Annotated in this window: 13 protein-coding genes and 1 pseudogene; 5 read left to right on the top strand and 9 right to left on the bottom strand. The window is 70.6% G+C overall.

Annotated elements, in window-relative coordinates; translation table 11 throughout:
* The first annotated feature begins 2 nt into the window (after nucleotides 1–2).
* The 5 genes from LDL21_RS07735 to LDL21_RS07715 are packed head-to-tail and all read left to right on the top strand — an operon-like array spanning nucleotide 3 to nucleotide 5,144.
* Nucleotides 3–1,133 carry an ABC transporter ATP-binding protein gene (locus LDL21_RS07735; protein WP_225279410.1) on the top strand — a complete coding sequence of 377 codons (1,131 nt, stop codon included), beginning with the start codon at nucleotides 3–5 and terminating at the stop codon, nucleotides 1,131–1,133.
* 31 nt (nucleotides 1,134–1,164) lie between these two features.
* On the top strand, nucleotides 1,165–2,532 hold the full coding sequence (locus LDL21_RS07730) for an ABC transporter substrate-binding protein (protein ID WP_225279409.1): 1,368 nt from the start codon (nucleotides 1,165–1,167) through the stop codon (nucleotides 2,530–2,532).
* Nucleotides 2,532–3,389 carry a metallophosphoesterase gene (locus LDL21_RS07725; RefSeq protein WP_225280310.1) on the top strand — a complete coding sequence of 286 codons (858 nt, stop codon included), beginning with the start codon at nucleotides 2,532–2,534 and terminating at the stop codon, nucleotides 3,387–3,389. The genes LDL21_RS07730 and LDL21_RS07725 overlap by 1 nt, the downstream gene beginning before the upstream one ends.
* Complete coding sequence (locus tag LDL21_RS07720; RefSeq protein WP_225279408.1) at nucleotides 3,389–4,342, top strand: carbohydrate ABC transporter permease; 954 nt, start codon at nucleotides 3,389–3,391, stop codon at nucleotides 4,340–4,342. Before LDL21_RS07725 ends, LDL21_RS07720 begins: the two co-directional genes overlap by 1 nt.
* Nucleotides 4,332–5,144, top strand: coding sequence for a carbohydrate ABC transporter permease (locus LDL21_RS07715; RefSeq protein ID WP_181700054.1), 813 nt, complete (start codon nucleotides 4,332–4,334; stop codon nucleotides 5,142–5,144). Before LDL21_RS07720 ends, LDL21_RS07715 begins: the two co-directional genes overlap by 11 nt.
* A gap of 22 nt (nucleotides 5,145–5,166) precedes the next feature.
* Here the strand turns inward: LDL21_RS07715 and LDL21_RS07710 are convergent, their stop codons facing one another.
* The 9 genes and pseudogenes from LDL21_RS07710 to LDL21_RS07670 all read right to left on the bottom strand — a co-directional run bounded on the left by LDL21_RS07710 (nucleotide 5,167) and on the right by LDL21_RS07670 (nucleotide 21,830).
* Nucleotides 5,167–5,514 (bottom strand): hypothetical protein, encoded by a 348-nt coding sequence (locus LDL21_RS07710; RefSeq protein ID WP_225280309.1) that lies wholly within the window; start codon nucleotides 5,512–5,514, stop codon nucleotides 5,167–5,169.
* A 109-nt stretch (nucleotides 5,515–5,623) separates the two neighbouring features.
* Nucleotides 5,624–6,538: pseudogene (locus tag LDL21_RS07705) on the bottom strand (ATP-binding protein); the annotation flags it as partial.
* Nucleotides 6,535–7,071, bottom strand: a complete 537-nt coding sequence (locus LDL21_RS07700; RefSeq protein ID WP_225279407.1) for an acetyl-CoA carboxylase biotin carboxyl carrier protein — start codon at nucleotides 7,069–7,071, stop codon at nucleotides 6,535–6,537. The gene LDL21_RS07700 and the pseudogene LDL21_RS07705, both read right to left, overlap by 4 nt.
* An 80-nt stretch (nucleotides 7,072–7,151) precedes the next feature.
* Complete coding sequence (gene accD, locus LDL21_RS07695; RefSeq protein ID WP_181700057.1) at nucleotides 7,152–8,846, bottom strand: acetyl-CoA carboxylase, carboxyltransferase subunit beta; 1,695 nt, start codon at nucleotides 8,844–8,846, stop codon at nucleotides 7,152–7,154.
* A complete protein-coding gene (locus LDL21_RS07690) occupies nucleotides 8,843–10,411 on the bottom strand; it encodes a PfaD family polyunsaturated fatty acid/polyketide biosynthesis protein (protein ID WP_225279406.1) in 1,569 nt (522 codons plus the stop codon). Before LDL21_RS07690 ends, accD begins: the two co-directional genes overlap by 4 nt.
* Nucleotides 10,411–12,429 carry a hotdog family protein gene (locus LDL21_RS30005; protein WP_225279405.1) on the bottom strand — a complete coding sequence of 673 codons (2,019 nt, stop codon included), beginning with the start codon at nucleotides 12,427–12,429 and terminating at the stop codon, nucleotides 10,411–10,413. Before LDL21_RS30005 ends, LDL21_RS07690 begins: the two co-directional genes overlap by 1 nt.
* Nucleotides 12,430–12,977: 548 nt before the next feature.
* A complete protein-coding gene (locus LDL21_RS07680; RefSeq protein WP_225279404.1) occupies nucleotides 12,978–19,961 on the bottom strand; it encodes a type I polyketide synthase in 6,984 nt (2,327 codons plus the stop codon).
* A gap of 13 nt (nucleotides 19,962–19,974) precedes the next feature.
* The gene (locus LDL21_RS07675; protein ID WP_225279403.1) at nucleotides 19,975–20,583 is read right to left on the bottom strand and encodes an SGNH/GDSL hydrolase family protein; all 609 of its coding nucleotides are present in this window, start codon (nucleotides 20,581–20,583) and stop codon (nucleotides 19,975–19,977) included.
* Nucleotides 20,580–21,830 (bottom strand): NAD(P)/FAD-dependent oxidoreductase, encoded by a 1,251-nt coding sequence (locus LDL21_RS07670; RefSeq protein ID WP_225279402.1) that lies wholly within the window; start codon nucleotides 21,828–21,830, stop codon nucleotides 20,580–20,582. The genes LDL21_RS07675 and LDL21_RS07670 overlap by 4 nt, the downstream gene beginning before the upstream one ends.
* Nucleotides 21,831–21,884: the final 54 nt, after the last annotated feature.

The following is a 21,884-nucleotide window of genomic DNA, read 5'->3' as shown; positions in this document are numbered from 1 at the left end:
ACGTGGCACGACTGCAGATCCAGGCGGTGTCGAAGAAGTTCGACACCGACTACGCGGTGCGCGAGGTGAGCCTCGACATCGCCGACGGCGAATTCATGGTATTGCTCGGCCCCAGCGGCTGCGGCAAATCGACCCTGCTGCGGATGATCGCCGGACTGGAGGAACCGAGCGAGGGCCGGATCCTGGTGGGCGGCACCGACGTCACCGACGCCGCGCCGCAACGACGCGACCTGGCGATGGTGTTCCAGAGCTATGCGCTCTACCCGCACCTGTCTGTGGCCAAGAACATCGGCTTCCCGCTGCGGGCCCGGCGCAGGCCGCGCGCGGAGATCGACAAGCGGGTGGCGGAGGTGTCGGCCACCTTGGAGCTGTCGGCGCTGCTGGACCGTCGGCCGGTGGCGCTCTCGGGTGGACAGCGGCAGCGAGTCGCGTTGGCGCGGGCCATGGTTCGCGATCCCGGCGCGTTCCTGATGGACGAGCCGCTGTCCAACCTCGACGCCAAACTGCGCAGTGCGACGCGCGCGGAACTGATCGCCCTGCACCAGCGGTTGGGGGCGACGTTCCTCTACGTGACCCACGACCAGGTCGAAGCGATGACGATGGCCTCGCGCATCGCGCTGCTCAACGAGGGCCGGGTCGAACAGTGCGGCACACCCGCCGAGCTCTACGACCAGCCCCGCTCGACCTTCGTCGCCGGATTCCTCGGCGCGCCACCGATGAATCTGTTCCCCGCCGTCGTCACCGCGGCCGAGTGCACGCTGCGGGTGACCGCCGACGGGGTCGACGCCGCCCTCGCCATCACCGACGAGCTCGACGCCGCCACCCCGGTGATCGCGGGCATTCGCCCCGAGCGCCTGCGCATCGATCCCGCGGCCAACGACGTCCGCGGGACGGTGCGCATGGTCGAGAACCTGGGCAGCGAGGAACTGGTGCATCTCGACGCGGGCGCGACCAGCCTGTGCGTGCGTGCCGCGCGACCGGCCGGGGTCGCCGCGGGCGAGAACATCACCCTGCGCGTGGATCCCGCCGATATCCACCTGTTCGACCCCGACACGGGCTTGCGGCTGGCCTGGCGTGCGCCGCAACCGGATTCGCCGAAGGCCGTGGACGCGGCGGCCGTGCCCGTCCCCTGATTTCCCGCACCACTCGATGAGGAGAACCACCATGAAACGCACCTTGCCCGTCCTGGGCGTGGTGTTCACCACCGCCGTCGCCCTGAGCGGCTGCGGTCTGGGCGGCACCGTGTCCTCGGACACTACTTCCACCGCGCAGATTCCGGAGCTGAAGCCCGACCAGCAGGTCTCGATCACCTTCGAGTCCTACAACTACGGTCTCGCCGGTGCCTGGACCGATACGTTCAACGCGCTGATCGCCGACTTCGGCAAGAAGTACCCCAATATCAAGGTGACTGCGCAGAAGCCGCAGGGCAACAGCCCGAACCCGGCCACCGACACCATCTCCAGCATCCAGAACCAGATGGTCGCGGGCACCCCGCCCGATGTCGCGCAGCTCGGTTTCTCCGATCTGGACTTCACCATCAACCAGCTACAGGCCAAGCCGATCGACACGCTCGTCGGCACGCAGGAGGTGGCCCGCAATTTCGACGGTCGCCACGCCTACGCACCGCGCGCCCGCGTCCTCGACGACTGGAACGGCCACACCTACGGCGTGCCGTTCGTGTTCTCCACCCCGGTGCTGTACTTCAACGCCTCGCTGTTCACCGAGGCCGGGCTCGATCCGGCCGAGCCGCCGGCCACCTGGGCCGAGGTCGCCACCACCGCCCGGCAGATCGCCGACCGCACCGGCAAGGGCGGTGTGTACATCGACTGCCTGACCAAGACCGCCAAGGACTGGTGCTTCCAGTCGCTGGTGCGTTCCAACGGCGGCCGGGTCATCTCGGAGGACCGGCGCACCCTCACCTATGCCGACGCGCCCGTCGTCGAGGTGACGCAGATGGCGCAGAACCTGGTGAACTCGGGCAGCATGCCCAAGCTCAACCAGAAGCAGGGCTACGAGGCGTTCGCGCGCGGCGAGATCGGCATGATCCTCGAGACCAGCGCGATCCAGGGCACCTTCGTCACCGGTGCCAAGGACAAGTGGGATCTGCGTTCGGCGGCGATGCCCGCGTTCGGTGACAAGCCGACCGTGCCGACCAATTCCGGTGCGGGCCTGCACATCCTGTCCAACGATCCGGCCGAGCAGCGGGCCTCGTGGGAGCTGATCAAGTTCCTCACCAGCGAGGAGTCCTACATCAAGATCGCGCAGAACATCGGCTACCTGCCGCTGCGCACCGGCCTGCTCGACCAGCCCGACGGCCTGCAGGACTGGGCCGCGAAGAACCCGCTGCTGAAGCCGAACGTCGCCCAGCTCGCCACCATGGAGCCGTGGGTCTCCATGCCAGGCAACAACTATCTGCAGATGCGTGACGGCATGATGGACGCGGTCGAGGCGATCGTCTTCCAGGGCAAGGATGCGCAAGCGACCCTGACCGCGGCGCAGGCCGAGGGCGCCAAGCTCATCCCGGCGGCATGATGAGTGATCTGACCATCGTCCAGCTCACCGACACCCACCTGCGTCCGGCCGGTGAGCTCGTCCACGGTGTCGTCGACACCGACGCCAACCTCGCGCGGGTGCTCACCCAGCTGCGCGCGGCCGGGCAGCATGTCGATGCCCTGGTGCTCTCGGGTGACCTGTCCGACAACGGGTCACCCGAGGCGTACCGGCGGCTGCGGGCGGCCGTGGAGCCGGTCGCGGCCGAGCTCGGCGCCGAGATCGTCTACGTGATGGGCAATCACGACGAGCGGGTGGCCTTCGGCGAGGAGCTGCTCGATCGCGCCCCCGGTTCGGTTGATGCGGCCCTGCCGCACGATTCGTGCGTCGAGATCGCGGGCCTGCGAGTCATCGTGCTCGACAGCACGACACCACTGCGGCACGAGGGCAGGCTCGAACTCGAGCAGCTGGCCTGGCTGACCGAGCGGCTGCGCGTGCCCGCCCCGCGCGGCACCCTGCTCGTGCTGCACCATCCGCCGATTCCCTCGCCGGTGGCCACCGCCGACTTCCTCAAGCTCGAGGACGCCGAACGGCTGGCCGACGTGCTCGCGGGCTCCGATGTGCGGATGATCCTGTGCGGGCACAATCATCTGACCGCCGCGGCGGCGGTGGCGGGGATCCCGGTGTGGATCGGTCCGGCGCTGTCGTATCGGATCGATCCGATGGCTCCGGTGGGCAGGCACCGTGGGCTGGCCGGATTCGGCTACAGCCGCATCGATCTCATCGGCGAGACGATGCTCGCGACGGCTGTCGAGGCGACTCCGGCGGTCTCGGTCTACGACCGTCCCGAGGCCGAGGTGCTCGAGCAACTCGCGGCGATCGCCACGCGGACGCGGTGATGTTCGTCATCGACGATCGGCAGGACCCGGCGCAGGCGGTGCCGAGCACCGCCGCGGCGGGTCCGCGCCGGTTCACCCGCCGCGCGCTGACCCGTCTCGTCGCGCCCTACCTGTATCTGGCGCCCGCGCTCGTCCTGTTGGTCGTGTGGACCTATCAGCCACTGGCCCAGGCGGTCGAGCTGTCCACGTATTCGTGGAACCTGCTGCCTACGGCCCCGATGAAACCGGTCGGCACCGCCAATTACGAACGGCTGCTGGACCTTCCGGCATTCTGGGGATCCCTCGGCCGCACCGCGACCCTGATCCTCGGGTTGCTGCCGTTCACGGTGCTGTTGCCGGTGCTCATCGCCCTGGCGAGCCGGCGCGTGCACGGCCGGGCCAGGACCGTCTATCAGGCGCTGGTGTTCGCGCCGTTCCTCGTCGCGCCGGTCGCCGCGGCGGCGGTGTGGCGGTGGCTGCTGCATCCTGGCACCGGATTCGTCGACCAGCTGCTCGGCACCGGCCACAACTGGGTCTACGACGCCTCGACCGCGCAGGCGGTGATCATCGCGATCACCGGTTGGCAGCTGCTCGGTTTCGCGACGCTGGTGGTCTGGGCCGGACTGGCCGGGATCAGCGGCGACTACAGCGAAGCCGCGCGGGTCGACGGGGCGACACCGGGGCAGATCCGGCGCTGGATCACGCTGCCCCTGCTCTCCCCCACCCTGTTGTTCCTGGTGCTCACCACCGTGCTGCTCAGTCCCACCCTGTCCTTCCCGCTGATCGACTCGATGACCCAGGGCGGTCCGTCGCAGGCCACGACCAACATCTACTACCTGCTCTGGGACTACGCGTTCCACAGCTTCGACGCCGGGCTCAGCGCCGCGGCGGGTGTGCTGTTGTTCGTCGGCTTCGGCGCGCTGGCCGCGGTGCTGGTCTGGATATCGGAAAAGGTTGCCGTCCATGATGATTGACCGTCTGCGCGCGGCGGGCAGCCACCTGCTGCTCGCCGGCACGGCGCTGCTTTGTGTATTCCCCATCTACTGGCTGTTCGCCACGGCACTGCGCCGGCCCGAGGACGTCACCTCGCTCGCGCCGTTGCCGTGGCCGCTGTCGATCGACAACTACCTCGACGCGGCGCAGAAGGTGGATGTCGCGGGCCTGATCGCCAACACGTTCTTCGTGGCGATCCTGTCCGCGGCCGGGCAGCTGCTCATCGCGCTGCTCGCCTCGTACGCGTTCGCCATGTACACCTTTCCGCTCCAGCGGCTGATGTACCTCGCGTTCGTCGGCGTCTGGCTGGTGCCGTTCCAGGTGACCATGCTGCCCAACTACATCCTGCTCAACGAGCTGGGCCTGATCAACACGCTCATCGGCTGCGTGCTGCCGACCCTGTGCTCGGCGCTGGGCGTGCTGCTGTTGCGCCAGCACATGTCGGCATTCCCGAAGGAGCTCATCGCGGCCGCGAAAATGGACGGCCGCTCCTCCTGGGCCATCCTGTGGACCGTGGTCGTCCCCAACCTGCGCCCCGCGCTGGCCGCCCTCGGCATCCTGCTGTTCATCAACGCCTGGAACGAATACTTCTGGCCCGCCGTGGTGCTGCGCCAGTCCAACGACGTCCTTCAGCTGGGCCTGCGCAGCTTCATGGGCACCGAAGGCGACCAGTGGGGTCCCATGATGGCCCTGGCCAGCCTCGCCTGCCTACCGGTCCTGTTGCTCTACCTGGTGTTACAGCGCCACATCGTGAACGCCTTCGTCCGCTCGGGTCTCAAGTGAGCACCCGGATGTTCCTCGCCGTCTACGACGTCACTGCGGCCGGGGTGTTCAGGTCGCCGATGAGGGCGGTGTCATGGGTGGCGGCCCGGAAGCGCGGGTGATCGAGGATGTCGTGCAGGAAATCGGTGGTGGTAGCCACGCCCGGTCCGGCGATGGTGGTTTCGGCGAGGGCGCGACGCATCCGGGCAATCGCTGTCGGCCGGTCCGGCCCCCACACGATGACCTTGGCCAGCAGCGAATCGTAGTGTGGCGGAACCGCATAGCCCGGTGCGATATGGGTGTCCACACGAACGAAAAGGGCCGGCAGGGAGCTCACACCGGGTGAGGGAGCCCGGGGCGGGGGCGAACCCGCGTTCGGGGTCTTCGGCATTGAGGCGGCATTCGATGGCGACACCCTCGGGCCTGCGATCGGCGCCGAGGGTCAGTGGTTCGCCCGCGGCGATGCGCAGTTGTTCGGCGACCAGGTCGACGCCGGTGACCATCTCGGTAACCGGATGCTCGACCTGCAGGCGGCAGTTGACCTCCATGAAGTAGAACCGGCCGTCCGGGGCCAGCAGGAACTCCACGGTGCCCGCCCCGACGTAACCCGCTGCCGCACAGCCGCGGACGGCCGCGGCGCCGATGCGGTCGGCGAGGTCCGGCGCCAGGCCGGGGGCAGGCGATTCCTCGACCAGCTTCTGATGCCTGCGCTGCAGCGAACAGTCACGCAGACCCAGGTGCCGGACGGTGCCATGGGTGTCGGCGAGGACCTGCACTTCCACGTGCCTGGCCGATTCCAGGTAGCGCTCGACATAGAGCCTGCCGTCACCGAAAACGGCGGCGGCCGCGGCCCTGGTGTGCTGCCAAGCCGTGGCGAACTCGTCGCCGTCGCGCACGACCCGCATCCCTCGGCCACCACCGCCGGCGACGGCTTTGATGATCACCGGGTAGCCGATCTCGTCGGCCAGGGCCCGTGCCGCGTCGGGGTCGTCGACGGCGTCGCGGCTGCCCGGCAGCAGGGGCAGGCCCGCGTCGGCCATCAGCGCACGGGCGGTCGACTTGTCACCGAGCCGGGCCATGACCGCCGACGGTGCGCCGACGAACACGAAGCCCTCCGCCTGGCACACCTCGGCGAAATCCGGATCTTCCGAAAGGAATCCGTAGCCGGGGTGGATCGCGTCGGCGCCGGTGGCGCGGGCCGCCTCGATGATCGCAGGGATCGACAGGTAGCTGCGTTTTGCCGGGGCCGGACCGATCTGGACGTGTTCGTCGGCCAGGCGCACCGCCGCGGAGTCACGGTCCGCGGCGGAGTGCACCGCCACGGTGGCGATGCCCAGTTCGCGGCACGTACGGATGACCCGTACCGCGATCTCCCCGCGGTTGGCGATCAGGACCTTGCCGAAGGGGCGCGTCATCGCAGCGCCTCGAACACGATCAGGGCCTGGCCGTGCTCCACGGCGTCACCGTTGTCGACGAGGATCTCCGCCACCACGCCCTCTCGCGCCGCGGTGACCGGGATCATCAGCTTCATCGCCTCGATGATGCCCACCTGTTGGCCGGCGCGCACGGGGTCGCCCACCGCCACGAACGGTGCGGCACCGGGTTCCGGCGCTCGATAGAACACGCCGACGGTCTCGGCGGTGAGCGGGAAGGTCGATGCGGCGCCGTTGTCGGCGGGCCTGTCCGCCCTGGCTGCGCCCCCGTCGGTGGGTTCGGTCGGGACGAGAACCAGATGTCCCGCCGGCTCACCCTCGCCGGCGGCCGCCGCGGGGCGCTCGCCCCAGGTGATGCGCAGCGACACCGGGCCGTTGGCGACCGTCACCGAGGTCGGGGCGGACCCGGTGGCGCCCACCGTCATGGCGTGGCGGCTGAGCACCGAGAGGCTGTGGTCCGCTTCGGTCGGGCTCACGGCCCGCACGGGAGGGTCGTTGGTCACGGACTCGGTCATCGGTTCTGCTCCTGAATCTTGGTGTGCGGGTTGGTCGGTACTACACAAGCTCTGTCGCAAAGCGGTCAACGGATGGCGGATCAGGAAGCCGACCACGAGGTCTCCGGGAGGTCGCGGGCCAGGCCGTAGCCGCGGAAACGGTTGTGCCGCTGGGCGATCAAATCGGCACTCGGGCACGCCGCCAGCTCATTGACGGCTCGGCGCACCGCCCGCCGCAGCAGGGCCGCCGCGCCGACGGGATCGCGGTCGGCGCCACCGGCCGGTTCGGGGACGACGGCGTCGGCGATGCCGAGCTCGAGCAGTGCGGCCGCGTCCACCCGCAGGGCGGCGGCAGCACGGGGCGCGGCGGCGGGGTCCTTCCACAGGATGGCCGCGCAGCCCTCGGGGCTGATCACCGAGTAGATCGCGTTCTCGCACACCAGGACCCGATCGGCCAGTGCCAGCGCGAGCGCGCCGCCGCTGCCGCCTTCCCCGGTGATCACGGTGACCACCGGCACGGGCAGTCCGGCCAGCAGCTTCAGCGATTCGGCGATGGCCACCGCCTGGCCCTGTTCCTCGGCCTCGATGCCGGGATAGGCGCCCGCCGTGTCCACCAGCGTGACGACGGGCCTGCCGAGCTTGGCGGCCAGGCGCAGCACCCGGACCGCCTTGCGATAACCCGCGGGGGTGGGCATCCCGTAGTTGCGTTCGGTGAGTTCGGGTCCGGTGTGGCCCTTCTGGGTGCCGAGCACCACGACCGGCAGGCCGTCGAGGCGGGCCAGGCCCGCGATCATGGCGGGGCAGTCGGCCGACATGCGGTCGCCGTGCAGTTCGACGAAGTCGTCGAAGGCGCCGGCGAGATAGTCCAGGGTGGTGGGCCTGCCGAGCCTGCGGGCCGCGCGCACGCGATCCCAGGATTCGCCGACGGTGAGGGCGGCGGGGTCGGTGATCACGGCGTCGGCCTCGCCGGGCTCGGTGCGGTGCGGTGGTGGGGTGGTCATCGCGACCAGGCGGGCGAGGCGGGTGCGCAGCGCCCAGCGATGGCAGATCATGTCGACGATGCCGTGCTCGAGCAGGAATTCCGCGGTCTGGAAGCCCTCGGGCAGGGTCTGGCCGATGGTCTGCTGGATCACCCGCGGGCCCGCGAAGCCCAGTCGCGCACCGGGTTCGGCGACGATGATGTCGGTGGCGGTGGCGAACGACGCCGCGACACCGCCGTAGGTGGGGTCGGTGATGATCGAGACGGTCAGCACGCCCGCGTCGTCGAGGCGGCGCAGCGCCCGGCTGGTCTTGGCCATCTGCATGAGCGCGACGATGCCCTCCTGCATCCGCGCCCCACCGGATGCGGTCACGAGCACCAGCGGCGCCCGGTCGGCCAGCGCCGCTTCCGCCGCCGCGGTCACCGCCTCGCCGACGGCACTGCCGAGACTGCCGCCGAGGAAGCGGAAGTCCATGACCGCCAGCACGATCGGTGTGCCGTCGACGGTGCCGCGCACGCAGCGGATCGCGTCGGGCAGCTCGGTGCTCTCGCGCGCCTGGCTGATCCGTTCGGGGTAGGCGCGGGTGTCGGTGAAGCCGAGCGGGTCGGTGACGGTGGCCGCGGTGGCGATCGGCTCGGCCGAGTCCGCGTCGAGAAGCTGGTCGACGCGCTGGTCGGCGGTGAGCATGCCGTGGCCGTCGCATTCGGGGCACACGCGGCTCGCCCGCTCGTAGCGTTTGCGGTAGATCATCGTGTCGCAGGCCGGGCACAGCATCCAGGCCGTTCCGGTGGTCGCGGTGGTGTCGACGACGGTCATCGGTCCTCCAGCGGACGTGGGACGTAACGAGCGCAGGCGGCGGGCAGCCGCACACCCGCGGTGCGCAACTGGGCGACCCGGGTGAGATAGGCGGCGCCGAACAGGAGCTGGTCGGCGATCTCGGCGACGGCGCGGTTCTCCGGGGCGGCGAGATGGGTTCCGGCCGTCCAGGTGTTGAAGGCGCCCATCGCGGGGCCGCACCAGATCTGGTAGTCGGTGACCCGGTCGGCGTCGCCGCGGATGCTCCAGCCCGAGGACAGGCCGAGGTACCAGCGGAACACCAAAGCCATCCTGGCTTTCGGGTCCCGCTCCGCGCCGGTCAGTTGGGCCGGGTCGCGCTCGGTGAAGTACCGGACGCACTCCTGCCACACCTCGTCGAGCGGCCTGCGGAACAGGGTGGCTTCCAGCTCGGCGCGCAGCGCGGTCGGCAGCGCGTCGAGCCCCGGGTAGGCGCGGTAGATGTCGTAGAGCTTCTGCGCGCGGGCCGCGAACATCGTGCCCCGGCGCAGCACCTGCACCTGCACTCCGAGTTCGAACATGTCCGAGGAGGGCGACATGGCACAGTCGGCGAACTCGGCGCGCGCCAGCAGAGTCTTGGTGGCACCGCACTGCGCCGCCTCGACGGCCGACTGGTTGACCGACCCGGTCACCACGTAGGCCGCGCCGAGTCCGAAGGCGGCCGCGACGGCGTCGGGTGTGCCGAGCCCACCGGCGGCGCCGATCCGGACGCGGTCGGCGCCGGGCACCGTGGCGGCCAGGCGATCCCGGGCCGCGACCAGTTCCGGCAGCAGCACCGTCAGCGGCCTGCGGTCGGTGTGGCCGCCGGAGTCGGCTTCGGCAGTGATGTCGTCGGCCATCGGCACCTGTGCGGCGAGGCGGGCCTGCGCGGCAGTGATCCGGCCCGCCGCCACGAGCTCGCGCAGCAGCCGGGCCGGTGCCGGACGCAGGAACAGTTCGGCGACTTCGACCCGCGAGACCTTGGCGATCACCCGGTGCCCGATCTCGATGTCGCCCCGCTGGTCGACGCCGAGGCCGAGGGCTCGATAGCGCACGACCTCGGCGGTCAGGTCCATGAACGCCGACGCCTCCACGCAGCGGACACCGTGCCGCAGACACGAGTCGACGATCGCACGTTCCAAGGCGGGTTCGCTCGGACTGTGGATGAGGTTGCAGGCGAACGGCTTTGCGCTCAGGTCGGCGGCGAGCTCGCCCAGTGCCGCGTCGACCCTGGCCGGCGCGACGCCCGCGGCGCCGTAGGCGGCCAGGTAGCCGTGCCGCGCCATGGCTTTCACCAGAGCGGGTGAGGCGATGCCGTTGGCCATCGCGCCCGCGGCGTAGGCCGCGCGGACACCGTGGGCTGTGCGGAACGCGCTGTCGCCGAGCCGTTCCGGCGGAAGCGGCCCGACCGCGGCGAGCACCTCGGCACGCGCGGCGACGGTCTGGTCCGCGGTGGCACCGACCTGTCCGTCGGCGCGGACGATCCAGACCGGCGAGTCCAGATCGAGCAGCAGGGCCGTGATGCCCTCGGTGGTGGTGGCGACCGCCACGGTGCGCATCGTGGTCATCACGCTCTCCGATCGACGAGTTCGACGGCCAGGTCGGTCACTTCGTAGATGCGCAGGCCCGGCTTCCACAGCGAGCCGTCCACCACCGCTGTCACCCCGTGTGGTCCGCGATGCAGCGCCTTGACGTGGGCTTCGAGTTCCACGGTGCCGTCGGTGGGCAGGAACTGACCGCGGTAGCGCCAGCTGAAGGGAATGTCGGCCGGGATGCGGAACACCGGGTCGGCCATGCTCGCGGCGTGACCCGCGTCCAGCAGCCATTCCTGGACGGCGTGGATCACCGATTCGACGCCGAGTGAGCCGGGTATGACCGGGTCGAGGTGGAAGTGGCGGTCGAAGAACCAGTCGGCGGGGTCGATGGGCCGCAGCGAATGCAGGTATCCCGCACCGTGTTTGCCGCCGCCGTCGACCACGTCGACCTGGTCGATGAGGGCCAGTGTGCGGCGCGCGCACAGGGGTGCGTGCGGGTCGGCGCGGCGGGCGGCCACGTCGATCGTCCGGACTTCGGCCGTCGGGTTCTCGGCCAGCCAGGACGGTGCGGGGCGCCCGGCGTCGAGCCCGGTCTGGTTGGCGAGGGCCTCGTCGCTGAAGTAGCCGAACATGGTCTCGCCGGTGTAGAAAGGCAAGCCGTCGACGCTGAGCGTGTAGTCGAAGGTCTGCAGGGAGGAGCCGGGCAGGATCGTCGTCGACAGCAGCCGCGAGGACTGTTCGATGGTGCGGTCGCGCAGGTCGACCTGGCGCAGGACCGTCGCCGTGCCGCCGAGATTGCGCAGGCTGAGAGTTGTACCTGGCTGGGTCAGCGTAGGTCCCGCGTAGTAGCCCATGAGCAGGGCCGCCTGCAGCGAGGTCTCCATGTACACGAAATGCGGCATGGATTCGTTGGCGGTGTCGGCGTAATACCAGGAGTCGGCGGGCGAGTCGTATTCGGTGGTGTACGCGGCGTGGTCGAGAGTGCCGCGCGCACCGTCGAATTCGCGTACCCGGTCGACCAGGAGCAGGCCGCCGGTGGGCAGTCGGGTCGCGCGGACGCCGGTGTACTCCGCGAACTCGGGGCCCATGGCGGTCGCCTGGTCGCCGCGAGCGAGGTGGGTCATGTGGAATTCGTTGAGCAGCAGGTTCGGTACGGCCTGGCCGGGTCCGACGCCCGCGCCCGGCGCCTCGGTGACGGTGACCTCGACGGACAGATCGGGCTCCCCTGCGGAGAAGCTCGCCGTGCCCGTGACGTGCGGACGGGGGACGAGATCCAAGGCGCTCACGACGAGCTCCAAGGTGCGGTGGGCCGCGACGCGTCCGGCGACAGCAGAACCGGTCGAATAACCCTGGCCCACGGGAGGCGCAGGGAAGCTCGGCGGTCGAAGTGGCACGGTCGCCGTGGTCGATGTGCTCCCCGACAGGCACAGGTGCATGCCGGTGAACAGCGCGAACACCTCGGCGGCCTGACGGGCGGCGACGTCGGGCGCGCCGTCGTACCGGGCGACGACCCGGCCGTCACCGGTACCGCCGTACAGCTCGATCGCTTCGATCGCGTCGAGTACCAACGGTTCTCCAGCGGCCAGGCGCGCCGCGACCTCGACTCCGTCGCGCCGGTAGCCCGGCCCGAACACCTCCGCGATCGCGCCCGCGGCCAGCGCCTCGAGGGCCGCGCGGTCCAACTCGGTGCGCGTGGTGCGAGCCAGTGGCTTGAACGCGCCCTCCCTGGCGGCGACGGACGCACGGGATGCTCGATCGCCGACCGGTGCTGTGACGCCGAGCGGTGCCGTGCCACGGTGGCCGGGCACTGCCGCGCCGGGACCTGCCACGGCCCGTTGTGCGCCCGCGCGCGGGGCCGCGAGCCCGGTGTCGGGTAGTTCGGCGCTGGTTTCGCCTGCGGATACCTCGCGGTTCGCGGGTGGCTCGACAGCGGCACCGAATGCCCGAGCCTGATGCCCGCCGAGAACGGCGGTGGCAATTCTTGCGTCGTCGGCTACGCCACCGGGCACATCGTGGAGCGCGAACGATGCCCCCTCGCCGGCGGAAACCACAGCGGAATCCGCCGCACACGATTCCCCGGTCACGGCAGCGGAATCCGCCGCACGCTGTCCACCCCGAACGGCGATGGCGGCCGTCGCGCGGACTCGAACGCCATTGCTGGACAGAGGCGTTCCCACAGCCCGCGTCCACAGCGCACGCTGTAGGGCGACTTGTGCGGCGAGGGCTGCGCGGTGGGCGGTGACGACGCCGGTGCGGAGCTCGGCGATGGCGTCGCGCGGTGCGGTGGCGCTCCCCTCACTCGTCTCAGCGATCGCGGGCGCTCCCGCGCGTGTGGCACGTTCCCCTGCGGACTGGGCGCCGTCTCGCGTCTGTCGAGTGAATTCCACTGCGCGCCCATCGGGTACCCCCGCGTGTCCGGCGTGCTCCACTGCCGAGGCGGGGTCAGGCGTCCGGCTCGCGGAGTCGGGCGCCGGCCGGGCGGGTGCGGAGTAGGGCGCTGGTCGGGCGGGTGGCACGGTGTGCGGCGGCGCGCTCAGGGCGGGCTGCGTGGGAGGCGCGCCGATCGGGTCGAAGGCGATGCCGTCGAAGTCGAGGGCTGTCATCGGGTCCACTTCCTCACCGAGGTCTGGAACTTGTCCGTCAGGTCGGGCGTCGTGAGGACGGTGACGTCCGAGAAGCGTTGCAGCACTGTGCCGTCGGTGGACAGTGCGGTGGCGTCGATGCGGGCTTCGAGCCTGCCGACACGTGGGTTGTCGACCACCAGGACGAACGGTTCGGCGGTCGGGAGCGGGTGGTGGTAGTCGATGCGGCCGACGCCCAGGGGCAGGCAGGCCGTGCCGAGCAGCCGGTGGCCGAGGACGGGCGGGCCCTGCAGGATCAGGTCGGCGGCGACCGGGTCGTGCAGGTGGCCCGCGTAGGCGCCGACGGCGACGGGATCGGTGGGCAGGTGGCAGTCCAGGACGATCGCGCGGTCACTCTCGGCCCGGATCGCGCGTAGGCCCTGGAGCGCCGGACCGTGGAACTGGATGGCGTCCCGGTAGATCCGGTCTGCGGGGATGCCCGGTCCGGCGGGAATCGTTTGCCTGGCACCGCCGTCCGGGTTCGCGGCCAGCAGTAGGGTCGCCCGGAAGTGGGCGAGCTCGCCGTCGAAGACGGTGGCGCGCACCGCCGTACGGCCGTCGAGGTCGTCGATCGGGACGAGCTCGATCTCCAGCGCCGTGACCGGATGATCGAAGACGAGTCCCTTGAGCACCTGGTAGTCACGGACGCCGACCACGGTGCGGCCCGGCCTGGTTCGCTCCGCGAGATGGATCATCGCGCCGAGGCCGAAGGTGGCGGGCAGCACGATGTGGTCACCGATGCGGTGTGCCTCGATCACGGGTTCGTCGATCAAGCCCGCGATGTCGCGACGGGCCCGCACCGTGGCGGCCACGTTTTCGCCGGTCGACAAGGCGGTGGCGGCGCCGACCAGCAGGATCGGCTCGGGCCGGCGGTCCTCGGTGAACTGGGTGGTGAAGGCGGCCGCACCCGCGGCCGGGGCCAGCAGCGGGATGCCGCGCGCCCGGAAGTGCTCGCGCAGGTCGGCGGTAACCATGCCGCCGTCCCAGGCGCCCCAGTCGATCGCGGTGACGCGGTGCCCGGGGTGCCTGCGCCGCCAGCTCACCGCGAACCGGCACAGTGCCTCGTTGGCAGCGGCGTAATCCGCTTGGCCCGCATTGCCGAACAGACCGGCCACCGAGGTGAACAGGACCAGGTCCTTCGGCTCTCCCACTGCGGCGAGAACGGCGGCCAGACCACCGAGCTTCGGACGCAACACGCGAGCGATCGAGTCGACGGTCTTGTCGGGGATCATCGAATCCGCCAGGATCCCGGCGCCGTGGACGACACCGGTGATCCGGTCACGCCACGGCGCGACGGCCTCGGCGAGTGCCGTCGCGTCGGTGGCGTCGACGGCGAGGTAGTCGGCGCGGTCGCCGAGCGTCGCCAGGGTCGAGCGGATCTCGCGGACGGCGCGGAGGTCGCCGCACGCCCGCTCGATGCCCTTGGGCCGCACACCGGTTCCCGCCAGCGCGCGCACCGCGGCGGGCTTGAGGTCGGTGTCGGGGACACCGACCGCCCAGGCGGGCTCCTCACCGAGCGTGGTGCGGCCGAGCAGCAGGAAGCGCGCCGCGCTGTGCCGGGCGAGCGCGAGGACGCAGGTGGCCGTCACTCCCCTGGCTCCGCCGGTCACCAGCAGCAGATCGTCCTCGGTGAGCAGCGTCGGCCCGAATCCCGTTGCGGTGCTGACGGTCTCGATGACGACGGCGCGCTTGTGTCTGCTCGGCACCGGCGTGCGGCGCAGGCCCGAGGCGTCGACCCCGACCTCGATGGTGTCGATCGCGGCGTCGCACAGCTCCTCGAGCACGATCTGCGCCACCCGCGCCGGAGTCGCCGCCGGTGCGATGTCGAGCGCGCGGCAGAACAGTGTGGGTTCCTCGGCGGCAAGGGTTTTCACGACGCCGCCGAGCCCACCGAGCAGGGCGTGGACCGGGTCGGCGTCCCCGCGCATGCCTAGATGGCCGTCGAGCCGGGTGACCGTGACGAACCCGGCGCGTCCGGTCGCGCCGCGCAGGGCGGGCACCACGCGGCCGGTGACCAGGATCGTGTCGGTCAGGATCCGCTCCGCCTGCGCCCACTCCGTGGCGACACCCGCGACGACCACGCACAGGTCGGCAGCGCCGGTGTCGGCGCCGGGCTCGACCCGCCGCACCGTCCAACTGAGCGCGCGCAGCGCTTCCTCGATCGCCTCCCCGTCGGTTTCGGCGGACTCGTCCAGGCACACCACCAGCGCCCGGCCCGCGGGCCGATACGGCTCGACCGCGAGGTCGACCGGGGCGAGCTCGACGAGTTCGACGACATGCCGCGGCGTTTCGGCCGCGGCCTCAGCTTTTGGGTGGACATCACCCCCGGCCAGCTCGGCCACGATCTGATCCAGCGAGCGCAACGTGCCGAGTTGTTCGGGCCCGAGACTGGGCAGGGTCGGGAACCGTTCCTGCAATGCGCCGATCACCTGCACCCGCTTGATCGAATCGACACCGAGATCCGCCTCCAGATCCATTGCCGGATCGACCATCTCGACCGGGTACCCGGTTTTGTCGGCAACCACTTCCCGCAGCACCTGCCGCAGGGTCTCGGCTGTGGGCGCGAGATCCGCGTCCACCGAGGCGACCTCGTCGGCGTCCGAGGCGGCGGCCGGGGCGGCGGAACCGCTCGCAGCGCCCGCCGCGGTCGGGCCTTCGTCGGCGAGCAGATCGGCGATCTGGTCGAGGGTGCGCAAGGTGCCCAACTGCTCGGGGCCCAGGCTCGGCAGCGACGGGAATCGTTCCTGCAGGGCGCCGATCACCTGCACCCGCTTGATCGAATCGACACCGAGATCCGCCTCCAGATCCATTGCCGGATCGACCATCTCGACCGGGTACCCGGTTTTGTCGGCGACCACTTCCCGCAGCGCCTGCCGCAGGGTCTCGGCGGAGTGCGTGGGATCCGCGTCGGACGAGGCGACCTCGTCGGTGGCCACAGCCGAACCACCGGTCGGCGCGGCCGGGTCACCCGTCGCGGCGGAAGTGTCGGTCGCCGTGGTCGCCGAGTCGGTGGCGAGCAGATCGGCGATCTGGTCGAGGGTGCGTAACGTACCGAGCTGCTCGGGGCCGAGGCTCGGCAGCGACGGGAACCGCTCCTGGAGCGCGCCGATCACCTGCACCCGCTTGATCGAATCGACACCGAGATCCGCCTCCAGATCCATTGCCGGATCGACCATCTCGACCGGATAGCCGGTCTTGTCCGCGACAACTTCCCGCAGTGCCGCGCGGATCGCTTCGCCATCGAGCGCCTCCGCCCCCGCACCCTGCTCAGGACCGACGGCGGAGTTCTGAGCGTCGGAACCCGCTGTGCGAGCGGCTGTCTGCGCGGTTACCGATGGCGTCGCCGCGTGCTCCTCCGGGGCCACCGGTGCTGTTCCGGCTGCCTGCGGTGCGGTGTTGCTCGCACCGGTGACGCCCTGACCGGCCCGAGGACCCGTCGGGTAGGCGGTGCCGCTTTCGGCGGGAGTCACCGACCCGGGCACGGTATCCGTGGTGGCGGTACCGCTGGACAGCAGGGCCGGCTCGGGCAGGTGGTCGTTCGCCGGGGCCTGAGCGGACGCAGCGGTCAAGGCCTGAGTAGGCGCGGGGACGTTCACCGCGTGCGGGGTGGTCCGGTAACTGGTCACCGAGTGCGAGCCTGCGGCTCCCCCTTCGATCTCGGCCAGCTGGGCGAGCACATCGCTTGCCCGCGAGTGACTTTCGCTGATAGCGACGCCGTGATCCTTCACGGCCTCGATGGCGCGCAGCAGGCGGTCGTCGATGGCACCGGCGCTCAGCACGCCCGCCAGCCCGCGGGCCAGGTCGAGCTGGCCGTCGAGGTACTGCCGGTGCGTATCCAGATGCTGGACGAGTGCGGTATCGAGCGGGTCGACGGGGATGGTCACGAGCTGTTCCTCCACAAGCGGGGGCACCGAGGGACGGCGCGAAAGTTCGGATACGGCAGGTGATTCGGAGATCGGGTACGACGGCGCGCCGGTCCGGGCGCCGACCACGGCGTGCGAATCCGCCACGACCGAAGCGGGAACAGTCGCCGGAAGATCGGACAGGGTCGGGCCGCGACGCGGGGACACGGTGGGTGAATCAACGAGTGCGGACACCGGTTCAGGGTCGGCGTGGGAATGTGCTGCCGTATCGGCCGCGAGCTGGACGCGGTAGTCGCCCGACAACGCTTCGGCGTAGGCGGCGCGGCGGGCGGCCGGAACGTATTCGGGGGCTGAAAGGGTCACCGTCATCCGGTCGGCCGCCGGGGTGGTCGGCTCGGTGGCGGGGGCGGCGTAGCGGTTGATGCCCGACAGCTCGACACCGAGGACGGCCAGGCGGACGGCCGCCCGCTTGAGTGCAACGTCTCCGTTGCCGATGGGTCCGGAATCGGTGGCGAAGGCGATCACGTCCTCGCCGAGGGTGCGCCGGACCAGCGAGGTCAGCACCTGTTTCGGACCGCACTCGACGAAGATCGTGCAGCCGTCGGCGTGCATGGCCCGCAGCGCGTCGACGAACTCGACCGGCCGGCTCAGCTGCGCGGTCAGGGTCGCCCGGTTGGCGGCGACATCGGCACCGTAGGACGCGCCCGCGGTGTCGGCGTACACCCGCGCGTCGGGCTCGACGATGTCGACTTCCTCCACGGCGGCACCGAATTCGGTGACCGCGTGCGCCACATACGGGGTATGGAAGGCAGCCGCCACCGGCAGATCCCGGGTCGCCCAGCCCTTCTCGGTGCTGCGCGCGGTGAAGGCGGCGATGCCGTCGGGTCCACCACCGACCACGATCTGGTCGGGCGCGTTGTGATTGCAGATCCACACGTCGTCCAGATCGGCGATCACCTCGGCGACCTCGTCACGGGCCGCGTTGACGGCCACCATCGTGCCTGCCTCCGCGTCGTCGGCGACCGTCATCGCCGCGCCACGCGCCCTGGCCAGACCGAAGAAGTCCTCGGTGCTCAGCGCGCCGGAGGCCCACAGCGCGGTCAGCTCACCGAAGCTGTGGCCGAGGTAACCGTGAGCCCTGAGCCCGAATTCGGTGAGCACCCGGAACTGCCCGGCCGCGAGCGCGCCGATGGCGGGCTGCGCGAATTCGGTACGGCGCAGGGCGGATTCCTGCTCGGCCCGGGTCTGCTCGGTGAACGCGGGCGGCGGGAACACCACCGCACCCAGCCGCTGCTCGGCGCCGACGAACGCGGCGTTGGCCTCGTCGAACGCCGCCCCGACGGGCGGGTTGTTCAGCACGGTGTCCAGGCCCATGTCCACGTACTGGCTGCCCTGCCCCGCGAACAGCACGCCGACCTTCGGGTCCGGTACGGCGGCTGCGCGGAAGTACACGCCTTCGGGGTGGTCCCAGTGCGCGGCATCGGGATTGCGCACCATTTCATCGACCGCCAGCGTCCGAAGATCGGCGGCGGTGTCGTCGTCGACCGAGACGAAGCCGATCCTGGCGTGCCCGGCCGGAATGTCACCGCCGTCGGTGCCGGGGGTACTGCGCACGACGTCGATCAGCGCGGCGACATCGGGGGCGTGCCACAGGTGCGCGCGCGGCACCCGGTGCAGGACCTGGCCGCGCGTCTGGTCGGCTTCCTCGAGGACGATGTGGAAGTTGGTGCCGCCGAAGCCCATCGCCGAGGCGGCCGCCCGGCGCACCGGGCGCTGCGGGTCGCGCACCCAGGGGCGGGTCCTGGTGTTGACGTAGAAGGGCGTCCGGGCGGCGTCGATCTCGCTGTTGGGCGCGTCGACATTGATCGTCGAGGGCAGCACCTTCTGGTGCAGGGCCAGTGCCAGCTTCATCACCCCGGCCGTGCCCGCGGCGCCCTTGGTGTGCCCGATCTGGGACTTCACGCTGCCGAGCGCCGCGAAACCGGTCTCCGAACTGGCCTCGGCGAGCAGCCCTTTCAAGGCGGTCAGCTCGGTCTTGTCGCCGACGGCGGTGCCGGTCGCGTGCGCCTCGATCAGCTCGACATCGGCGGGTGAGCATTCCGCGTCGGCGTAGGCGCGGTCCAGCGCGACCCGCTGCCCCTCCGCACGCGGCGCGTAGATGCTCTTGGAGCGGCCGTCGCTGGAGGAGCCGAGGCCGCGGATCACCGCGTAGATCCGGTTGCCGTCGCGGCGCGCATCGGCGAGGCGGCGCAGGGCGAGCATCGTGATGCCCTCGCCGAGCAGGGTGCCGTCGGCCTCGGCGGAGAACGGGCTGATCCGGCCGGTCGGCGAGAGCGCGCCGACCTTGCTGAAGCACAGGTAGATGAAGATCGAGTTCTCGGTGTCGACGCCGCCGGTGATCATCATGTCGGCACGACCGTCCTGCAGTTCGGCGATCGCGGTCCGGATAGCGGCCAGCGAGGCCGCGCAGGCCGCGTCGACGGTGCAGTTAATGCCACCGAGCCCGAGCCGGTTGGCCACCCGGCCCGCCACCACATTGGCGAGCAGGCCGGGGAAGGAGTTCTCCTCCCAGGGCGCGAACGCGGCGACGAACCGGCGTGAGATCTCGCCGACGTCGCTCTCGGACAGTCCCATCGACCGCCCCGCCTCCGCAAGCACGGGCGTCGACAGGCGCGCGGCGAGCGGGTGCATCAGCGGCACCGGGCCGGTGGTGCCGAGCACCACGCCGGTGCGCGCGGGGTCGTACCACTGCGAACCGGTCGCGCCGGCATCGGCCAGCAGGTCACGGGCCACCCCGAGGCTCAGGGTCTGCATGGTGCTGGTGACCTCGAGCTGGTTCGGCGGCAGCCCGAACTCGAGCGGATCGAACGCGACATCGGGCAGGAAAGCGCCACGGCGCGAATAGGTCTTGTCCGGCGCCGAACGGTCGGCGTCGTAGTAGTCGTCCAAGCTCCAGCGCGACGCGGGCACCTCGGAGGTGCAGTCGACGCCGTCGATGATGTTCTGCCAGTACTCGCGGTGGGTGTGTGCCTTGGGCAGCAGACCCGACATCCCGACAATGGCGATCGGGTCGCGTGCCAGGCGTCGTTCGACGGTCACGAAAGGGTTCCTCTCAGGCGGCGACGGTGGTGGCGGTGGCCGAGGCGATCAGTTCGGCCGCGGCGGCGGCGAACAGGCGGTGGCCCACCGGACTCGGGTGCAGACCGTCGGCGGTCCACACCTCGGGCCGGGCCCATTCGGGCCTGGCGGCGATATCGAGAAGCAGGGTGCCGGTGTCGTCGGTGACCCGGGCGAGGACATCGTTGGCGGCGGTGAAACGCTCGCGCAGCAGGGCGCGGAAACCGGCCGGCACGGGCAGGCGGGCGGGGATGTCGGGGTAACTCGCGGTGAACACGGTGGCATCTTCGGCCCGCAAGGTGGTGAAGATGGTGTGCAGGTTGTCGGCGAAACGAGCCTCGTCGTATGCGCTGACCAGGTCGTTCACGCCGACAACCACGCCGTAGAGGCCGGCCCGCGCCGCCGAGATCGCCGGTGCGAGCTGGCTCGCGACGACATCGCCGGTGGTGGCGCCGTGCGTGCCGAAGTTGCGAATCGTGGTTGGCCGCAATCCGAGCTGACCGCCGAGGCGCGAGACCCAGCCGCGGTAGCCGCCCGCCGCGGCGGGGTCGCCACGGCCCTCCACGAAGCTGTCTCCGAGCGCCGTCAGGCCGGCCGCGATCACGCCGACACCCCGGTATTCACCACGTGCCGGTCGGCGACCGGGAAGTCCACTTCCTCGTAGAGTGCGGTGAGCTCGGCCTCACCGAAGAACTTGTCCGGCGGGTACAGCCCGGCGATCAGCCCGAAGAACTTCTTGGAGTAGTGCTCGCTGCGGCTGGCCGCGCGGAACACCGAGTCGTAGTAGGGGGTGAGGGTGAGCTCGGAGATCGACTGGGTGAGCTCGTAGGTGCTGGCGCTCTGGGCGTCGCGCTCACGCTGGTACTCCGGCAGTGTCTCCTCGAACGAGCGTGCGCCCGAGAGGCTTTCGTGGACCAGGTCGGCCAGCAGCTGGCCGTACTTGAAGGCGTCGGTGATGCCCCAGCCGGTGAACGGGTCCTTGTGGTATCCGGCGTCGCCGACCAGCGCCCAGCCGGGACCGAACGACTGGCGACGATAGTTGTCGGGGTAGAGCATCGGCCGGAACGGCTCGACGCGCTTGCCGGTCTCGCGCAACCGCGCGCCGATCTCCGGGTCGATCTGCTCGACGATCTCCTGCACCCCGGCATCGGGATCGGTACGGAAGTCACGGAAGCGGTCGCGCTTACGCATGACCGCCACCAGGGCCAGGCCGTCGTTGGTCGGCCAGGATGCGAACTGCTGCTCACCGAACCCGGTGCGATGGTGCATGCCCCAGTCCACGCCCTCGTAGTACGAGTAGTAGACGAAGCAGGCCGCGGGCGAACCCTCGTAGGTGGCCGCACCGACCTCTTTGGCGACAAGGGAGTTCGAACCATCCGCGCCGACGACCAGTTTCGCGCGGAACTCCTGCTCGGGACCCTCGCCGACGCGGCCGCGGATACCGGCGACCCGGTCACCGTCGCGCAGCAGCCCGGTGACGGTGAAGCCCTCGATCACCTCGGCGCCGGACTCCCCCGCCGCGTCGACCAGGATCTTGTCGAGCACGGTGCGGCGCGGGCAGTACACGGCGTCGATGCCGTCGGCCGACGGATCGGCCATGCCCGGGATCTCGATGTCGGTGTAGGTGAAGTTCAGGTGCCGGATCGGCGGGCAGCCGGTGGCCACCACGGCGTCGAGCAGACCCCAGGACTTCAGAAAGCCGAGACCGGCCTGGTGGATGTAGTGCGTGGACGGGGTGTCGCTGGGAAAACTCGCGCGATCCACGGCGAGCACGCGGTGGCCCTGACGGGCCAGCAACATGGCCAGGGGCGAACCCGCGACCCGGGTTCCGACGACGATGACGTCATACATGATGTGATCACTTTCGGTGGTCGAATTCCGATTTCGAGTCTGTCGCCGGTGGAA

Source organism: Nocardia rosealba, from assembly GCF_020216065.1.
Taxonomy (GTDB): Bacteria; Actinomycetota; Actinomycetes; order Mycobacteriales; family Mycobacteriaceae; genus Nocardia; species Nocardia rosealba.
Note: the sequence above shows the minus strand (reverse complement) of the source record. Positions and strands in the feature narration are given on the sequence as shown.